Origin of the sequence: Synechococcus sp. R55.7, from assembly GCF_047461955.1 — a bacterium.
Lineage (GTDB): Bacteria > Cyanobacteriota > Cyanobacteriia > Thermostichales > Thermostichaceae > Thermostichus.
Genome location: NZ_JANSIC010000123.1, coordinates 2,355 through 8,315, shown reverse-complemented (window position 1 = coordinate 8,315; position 5,961 = coordinate 2,355). Strand labels below are relative to the sequence as shown.

Here is a 5,961-nt window from a genome sequence, read left to right as displayed (position 1 = left end):
CTAGATCGGCGGCAACAAAAACCGTAGCTGCTGTCAACCTGCCGTGAACCTAGAACCGCTGAAATAAACGATGATAAAAACAGCAGCTGCTACAGATATCAAGCACAGGGCGGTGGGGCATCCCGTCCTTTTCGCGTCAGCGGGACGGAGTCCTTGAAGCTCGCACTCTCTCGCTTTAGCGGCGCGGAGCGCTTTGCGTCAGCATGAGTGCGGGAGTTATGTCACTTGTGCAACCGTTTATCGCTGGCTGAGCCGAGCAGACCTCACGACAACAAAAGTCAAGACCCGCAAGCGAAAGACAGACTTGGCTGCCCTGCAGCAAGACGTAGACCAGTGCCCAGAAGCTCGACTAAAGGATGGAGCCCAGCGCCAGAGCAATACCCATTAACTGCAGCATTGACAATATCCGACAATATCCAAACAACAAAAAGGCCCCCTTTCGAGGGCTTTTTTGAGGATACTGTTGCGCCGTTTTACCGTGGTTTTCGACCTGGAAAATCCAGTATAGGATACCGGGGATGATTGTCGATAGTTTCCAAATCAAGTTTGGCCTACTGCTCTCACATCCACTTCCCATCCTAATTGTCGAAGGGTATAGATCGCAAAAACATAACGGCAGTCACCAACGCCGCAGAATCCTCTCCCAATCATACCCCATTTTTGGGGTGTGCCCGTCAAGTGCTCACCAAGGGCTAGGATAAAAGACAGCTTGACGGGTTGCTGGCCATGCTTGGTTCCTGGTTAGACAACATCTACGGCGCTTGGTTTCTGCCGGAGCGCACCTTTCGGGCGTTGCGGGAACAGCCTGTTCTCTGGCAAGCCTTTGGGGTGGTGGGGCTGCTCAACGTCCTGGATGCGATTCGCCGCTCTGGGGTAAGCCTGCCGAGCATGGTGCTGGCGGTGCTGATGGGATCCCTGGGCTGGGTGGGTTTGGCGGCTTTGTTGCAATTGCTGGCCTTTTGTTTGGGTCGGGCTGTCCCTTCCTTTTCAGCGCTGCTGTGCTTGACGGGGTTTGCCGGCTTGCCGTGGCTGCTGCTGGGGCCTGCTCAATCGTTGGGTGGGGTACTGGGATCCCTGCTGGGCTTGTCAGCTCTGCTGTGGTTTGTGGTTTGGCAGGTGCGGGCAGTAGCTGTAGCGCTGGATTTGGAGTGGTGGCGGCTGCTGGGCCTGATCCCATTGGCTTTCCTGGGGGGGATCTTGGCCCTGAGCTGGCTGACCAGCAGCGTCGTTGCTTTGGCTTCCTTGGGCTAAAGCTTATAGTTGTTTCAGGTTAAGGTGAAACGCCTAGGCTACTGATCGCGCCAGCGGGACGGAGTCCTTGAAAAGCCTTCCGGTTCTGCGTATTGTTGCTCCGCAACGCTATTGCTATGCCTACGGCACCCTGACGGGAACCGCAACGCTATTGCTCCGCAACGCTGACACGACGACGCGAAGACGCGACTAACGTTCTAGGTGTGGGTGCAGCGTCCTGGTTGGAATTGAAATGATTGTAATTCTCGTTGAATCCCGGCGTGTGGCCAGGGATGCTTCCCTGGAATTAGCGGGGCACTCGCTGCAGATGCGGCTTTTCCTCCGGCAGAATAGCGCCTTCTACGGGGCAAACCTGTAAACAGATGCCACAGTCGATGCAGGTGGAAAACTCAATCCAAAAGTAGTCGGTGCCTTTGGCATTTTTGGTATCGCCGGGGTGGATGCAGGCAACAGGGCAAGCCTCTACACAGTCGGCCACACCTTCACAGATATCGGTGACAATTGTATGCGGCATGGATCCCTCCCAATGATTGCTCTAAGTCAAATTCTAAGTGCAGTTGCCACAAGGTCAGCCTTGACGTCGCCTGCGCTTCCTATGCTTTTGACTTTTTGATTGAGATGCGCGACATTAGCCCAAAGCTGTCTGAAAAAGATGGGGCTTATATCCCAGTCCTGGGGTTCATTTTAGGCCAAAATTGCTCCCCCCCCGACGAGAAGTTTTCCAGATCGTCGCTTTTTCTGACCAGCGCAGCGCCAATGCAAAAGAAGTAGAATGCCGGAGCGAGCCGGCAAATGGGCTCCCACCGCCTCGAGAGTTCTCTCTTGCCAAAAATGGCAAGGGACATACTCTGCTGTGACCTGGGTTTTAACCGAAAGATAGGATGATTTGGCATAAAACAGGGGCTAAATCTCTCTGGGATCCCGCTCTTGAGACTGCCACCAACGGCTGAGGGGCCAATACAAAGCGGGTGCCCAGAGGCTACTTAAAATAGCAGACGTGAGGGCATTGCGTTGATGGTTCCACCAGATGCTCTCCAGAGAACGCGAACCGTCGCCGCCGATGCTGCCGAAAGAGTGAAGGGAGTTCCCCAATCCATCCAGCAAAGTTTGCATTCCCGCCGGATCCAGGCCCTCGGATCCCTGGGAGGCGGCAAGCCACATCCACTGCAGCGCCATCAGGGTTTCGGCAATCACCACCATACCAAAAACGATCAAGGCCACCGAGATAAAGTCTTCTTGCATGTAGCGTTGTTTTTGCAACTTGGCGGTGAGGATCCCGACTACGGCCAGCCCCAGCGCATGGGTAGGACAAGGGCTGGTCAGCGCATCTTGCAGAAAACCCAGGGTGACCCCGGCAACAGCCCCCTGCCAAGCTTTGCGCCGCACACTCCAGCACACCACCCAGATCAAGGGCCAATCTGGGGTTAAGCCTGCCAGCTCCAAGCCCGGCCCGCGCCACCAAGGGGCCACTGCTGCCAGCAATCCTGATAGGGCAGTCACCACCCAGTTGAGGTGAGACTTGAGCTTAAGAATCAGAGGGTTGAGCATAGCGGTAGATCAAAGCCCATTCCAAGAGGCCCAGCGGCGCCGACAGTTCGACAGTGGCTTGAGGGGCAGGGCTGGCATCCAAGTTGACCGCTCGAACCGTTCCCACCACAACCCCGGCTGGGTAAAAGCTGCTCAGGCCCGAGGTCACCACCACATCCCCCACCTCTACTTTGGGGGCCTTGTCGAAAAAATCCAAAATGGCACTCTGGGTGCCCGTACCCCTCAGGATGCCCATGTGTCGGCTGCGACTCAGCATTACCCCGACACGGCTGGTGGGATCGCTGATCAGGAGCACTCGGCTGGTGTTGGGCGTGACCGACTCGACTCGCCCGATCAACCCTCCCGGCGCCATGACTACATCTCCCACCCTGGCTCCATGCCGGCTGCCGCGGCTGAGGGTGAGCTGTTGCCACCAGTGATCGGCGCTGCGACCCACCACGGCTGCTGGGATCCCCGCTTGGGGCATTTGCTCGGTAAATTGCAGCAGTCGCTTCAGCTCGCGGTTTTGGTACTGCAACTCGGCTACCAGGGCTTGCAGCTCACGGTTAGCGGCCTGGCTGAGCACCGCAGCGGGATCCACAGGCGGACGGGCTGGAGCAGTGATCCAACTGTACAATTCCACCAATAGGGATCCCTGGGTTTGGCGCAGGCCCAGCGCTGCCCCCATCGCCAAAGCAGACAGGAGTAACCCCAAGCCGTAGCGCCTCCACCATTGGCGTAGCCGATTCAAGCAATACCTCTCCGACCCACTCGACTCACACCTTAGATCAGGGATGGGAAGAAACTCCTCTAGCCCTTGAAGCTGCCGCTCAACACTCGACCTAGGGTTTTGAAATCCTCCAAAACTCGCCCTGTACCGAGCACCACACAACTGAGGGGATCCGGGGCAATGTGAACCAAGATCCCGGTTTCATGGCTGATCAGGGCATCTAGACCCTTGAGCAAGGCTCCTCCCCCGGCCAGCATGATGCCTCGGTCGATGATGTCGGCAGCCAATTCCGGTGGAGTGCGCTCCAGGGTGCGCTTAATGGCTTCCACAATCACCGAGAGGGGCTCGGCCATGCTCTCGCGAATTTCGGTGCTCTTCACCGTGACGGTACGGGGTAAACCCGAGAGCAGGTGTAACCCGCGCACTTCCATGGTCAGTTCCTCTTGAATTGGGTAGGCGGAGCCAATCCGAATCTTGATCTCTTCAGCGGTGCGCTCCCCGATGGTGAGGTTGTGGACTTTTTTCATGTACTGGACGATGGCCTCGCTCAGCTCATCTCCCGCTACCCGCACGGACTCGCTCAGCACGATCCCCTGCAAACTGAGGACGGCTACCTCAGTGGTGCCGCCGCCAATGTCGATGATCATGTTCCCAGTGGGCTCTTGCACCGGCAGCCCGGCCCCGATTGCTGCTGCCACCGGCTCATCCACCAAATACACCTCCCGCGACCCAGCTTGGAGAGCGGCTTCCATCACCGCCCGTCGCTCCACCCCGGTCACACCGCTGGGGATCCCAATCACAATGCGGGGAGCAATCAGGTACCGGCCCTCGTGTACGCGGTGGATGAAGTGTTTTAGCATCATCTCCGCCGTGTCGAAATCGGCAATCACCCCATCTCGCAGAGGACGCACCGCTACAATGTTGCCGGGGGTACGGCCCAACATTTTTTTGGCATCTTCCCCCACAGCCAGGGGTTGCTTGGTGTTTTGGTCGATGGCGACCACAGAGGGCTCTTGCAGGACAATGCCTCGCCCGGCCACGTAGACCAGAGTGTTGGCAGTGCCCAAATCAATGCCCATATCACGGGAAAATCGGCTGAAGAACCCCACGGTAAGTCGCTCCAGTCTTGACTTGGGAAGAAGCAGCAAGCTTTGGTACCTACTATAGTCTAGTTCTGCTAGAGAATCTCCCCCGAAGATCGGGAATCTGCTCCAGAGAAACCGGCTATGGCTGTATCCCAGCCAGCTGTGGAAGATCGAATTCGCCGCTAAGGTGCAATCCTGTTGTGATTCGGGATCCCTCGTGCCTAAGGTTGCCATTGCTCCAGCCGGCTATCCGGCCATCGCCCCCTATTCTCCCGGCGTGAAGGTGGGCAAAATACCCTCTACATCTCGGGCACATTGGCCCTGGATCCGGAGGGCAAGACGGTGGATCCGACATCGCCACCCAGACTCGCGTGGTGTTGGAGCTGAGTGACATCCTCCCGACGCTCACCCTGCGGGTACAGCGCGGGGCTTCTCGGCAGTTTAGCTAAGATAGACCAACCCGGTCTTTTGGCGGTTGCGATGCAGCTCTCTGGTGCCTTGGTTAGCGTGGCTACCCTGGACTTGCCTCGTCTACAACGCTTCTATCGGGATCTCTTGGGGATCTCTCCCCAAGTCCAGCTCCCGACAGAGGGGGATCCGGTGTACGTAGAGTTTCGTCTGCCAGGGTTGCGGCTGGGCCTCTATCGCAGCCGTCATCTCGATGGTGGTGCCCAAGCCGCAGCGGTGAGCCTCTGCCTGCAGGTGCAAGATTTACAGGGATCCCTGACAACACTGGAAGGGTTGGCGGGAGCTTATCAGCTCTCCATTTCCCCCCTGCGGCAAGCCTTTCATGGACAGGAGGTGGATTTTCGGGATCCCGATGGCAACCGGATTGTACTGCACCAGCCTTCTGCTGCTTTTGGAGAAGCGACAGCCTGGGATCCCCAGGGTTAGATTCGCCAGAGATAGATGGTGTAGGTGTTGATAACATCCGATACAGTGGTGGTGGCGGTGGGGAGCCAATCTCCCATGTCGAAGGAGTGGGTGACCAGACGAGCGCCGGGCCGAAGCTGGGAGCGCAGCTTGTCTCGGATCAGCAGGTGGGAGCGGGGCAGCAAATAGCAGCTCACCACCGTCGCCGGGGTTAAGTCCAGAGTGAGCAGATCCTGCTGGAGAAAAGTAACTCGATCCTGAACTTGGGCTTCTCGGGCCCGCTGTTGGGCTTCCAGGATGCGCTCCGGGTCGATATCCACTCCCATGCCCTGTGTGCCAAAGCGCTGCGCCGCCCGGATGAGAATGCGGCCATCCCCACAGCCCAAGTCGTAGAGAGTATCCTCGCTCCCCACCTGGGCCAAATCCAGCATGGCATCCACAACCAAGGGCAAGGTGCGCACATAGGGGGCCAAGCGGATTCCCTCTGGACTTTGC

General features: G+C 57.7%; 8 protein-coding genes. 3 read left to right on the top strand and 5 right to left on the bottom strand.

Annotation, left to right across the window (positions count from 1 at the left end; genetic code table 11):
• Positions 1-193 precede the first annotated feature (193 nt).
• Positions 194-388, top strand: coding sequence for an IS630 transposase-related protein (locus tag NW820_RS07935; protein WP_071818172.1), 195 nt, complete (start codon positions 194-196; stop codon positions 386-388).
• A gap of 338 nt (positions 389-726) precedes the next feature.
• Positions 727-1,251: a YIP1 family protein gene (locus tag NW820_RS07930; RefSeq protein ID WP_414407171.1), complete on the top strand. Its 525-nt coding sequence runs from the start codon at positions 727-729 to the stop codon at positions 1,249-1,251.
• A 286-nt stretch (positions 1,252-1,537) separates the two neighbouring features.
• Here the strand turns inward: NW820_RS07930 and NW820_RS07925 are convergent, their stop codons facing one another.
• From NW820_RS07925 to NW820_RS07910, 4 genes are all read right to left on the bottom strand, one after another.
• Positions 1,538-1,765: an indolepyruvate ferredoxin oxidoreductase subunit alpha gene (locus NW820_RS07925; protein ID WP_011434056.1), complete on the bottom strand. Its 228-nt coding sequence runs from the start codon at positions 1,763-1,765 to the stop codon at positions 1,538-1,540.
• Between the two features lie 389 nt (positions 1,766-2,154).
• On the bottom strand, positions 2,155-2,799 hold the full coding sequence (gene mreD, locus NW820_RS07920; protein ID WP_414407170.1) for a rod shape-determining protein MreD: 645 nt from the start codon (positions 2,797-2,799) through the stop codon (positions 2,155-2,157).
• Positions 2,777-3,529, bottom strand: a complete 753-nt coding sequence (mreC, locus tag NW820_RS07915) for a rod shape-determining protein MreC (RefSeq protein ID WP_414407169.1) — start codon at positions 3,527-3,529, stop codon at positions 2,777-2,779. The genes mreD and mreC overlap by 23 nt, the downstream gene beginning before the upstream one ends.
• A 59-nt stretch (positions 3,530-3,588) precedes the next feature.
• Positions 3,589-4,617, bottom strand: coding sequence for a rod shape-determining protein (locus NW820_RS07910; protein WP_414342867.1), 1,029 nt, complete (start codon positions 4,615-4,617; stop codon positions 3,589-3,591).
• 456 nt (positions 4,618-5,073) lie between these two features.
• On the opposite strand from NW820_RS07910, the gene NW820_RS07905 reads away from it, so the two are divergent.
• Positions 5,074-5,487, top strand: coding sequence for a VOC family protein (locus NW820_RS07905; RefSeq protein ID WP_414407168.1), 414 nt, complete (start codon positions 5,074-5,076; stop codon positions 5,485-5,487).
• On the opposite strand, the gene NW820_RS07900 is transcribed toward NW820_RS07905, so the two are convergent.
• Positions 5,484-5,961 (bottom strand): SAM-dependent methyltransferase (locus NW820_RS07900; protein WP_414407167.1); only part of this gene is annotated, 478 nt, incomplete at its 5' end. The genes NW820_RS07905 and NW820_RS07900 overlap by 4 nt on opposite strands.

Bases quoted from the DNA above. Each gene is read 5' to 3' on its own strand.
- NW820_RS07930 (WP_414407171.1), top strand. From the start codon at position 727: ATGCTTGGTTCCTGGTTAGACAACATCTACGGCGCTTGGTTTCTGCCG.
- NW820_RS07925 (WP_011434056.1), bottom strand. From the start codon at position 1,765: ATGCCGCATACAATTGTCACCGATATCTGTGAAGGTGTGGCCGACTGT.
- mreD (WP_414407170.1), bottom strand. From the start codon at position 2,799: ATGCTCAACCCTCTGATTCTTAAGCTCAAGTCTCACCTCAACTGGGTG.
- NW820_RS07905 (WP_414407168.1), top strand. From the start codon at position 5,074: ATGCAGCTCTCTGGTGCCTTGGTTAGCGTGGCTACCCTGGACTTGCCT.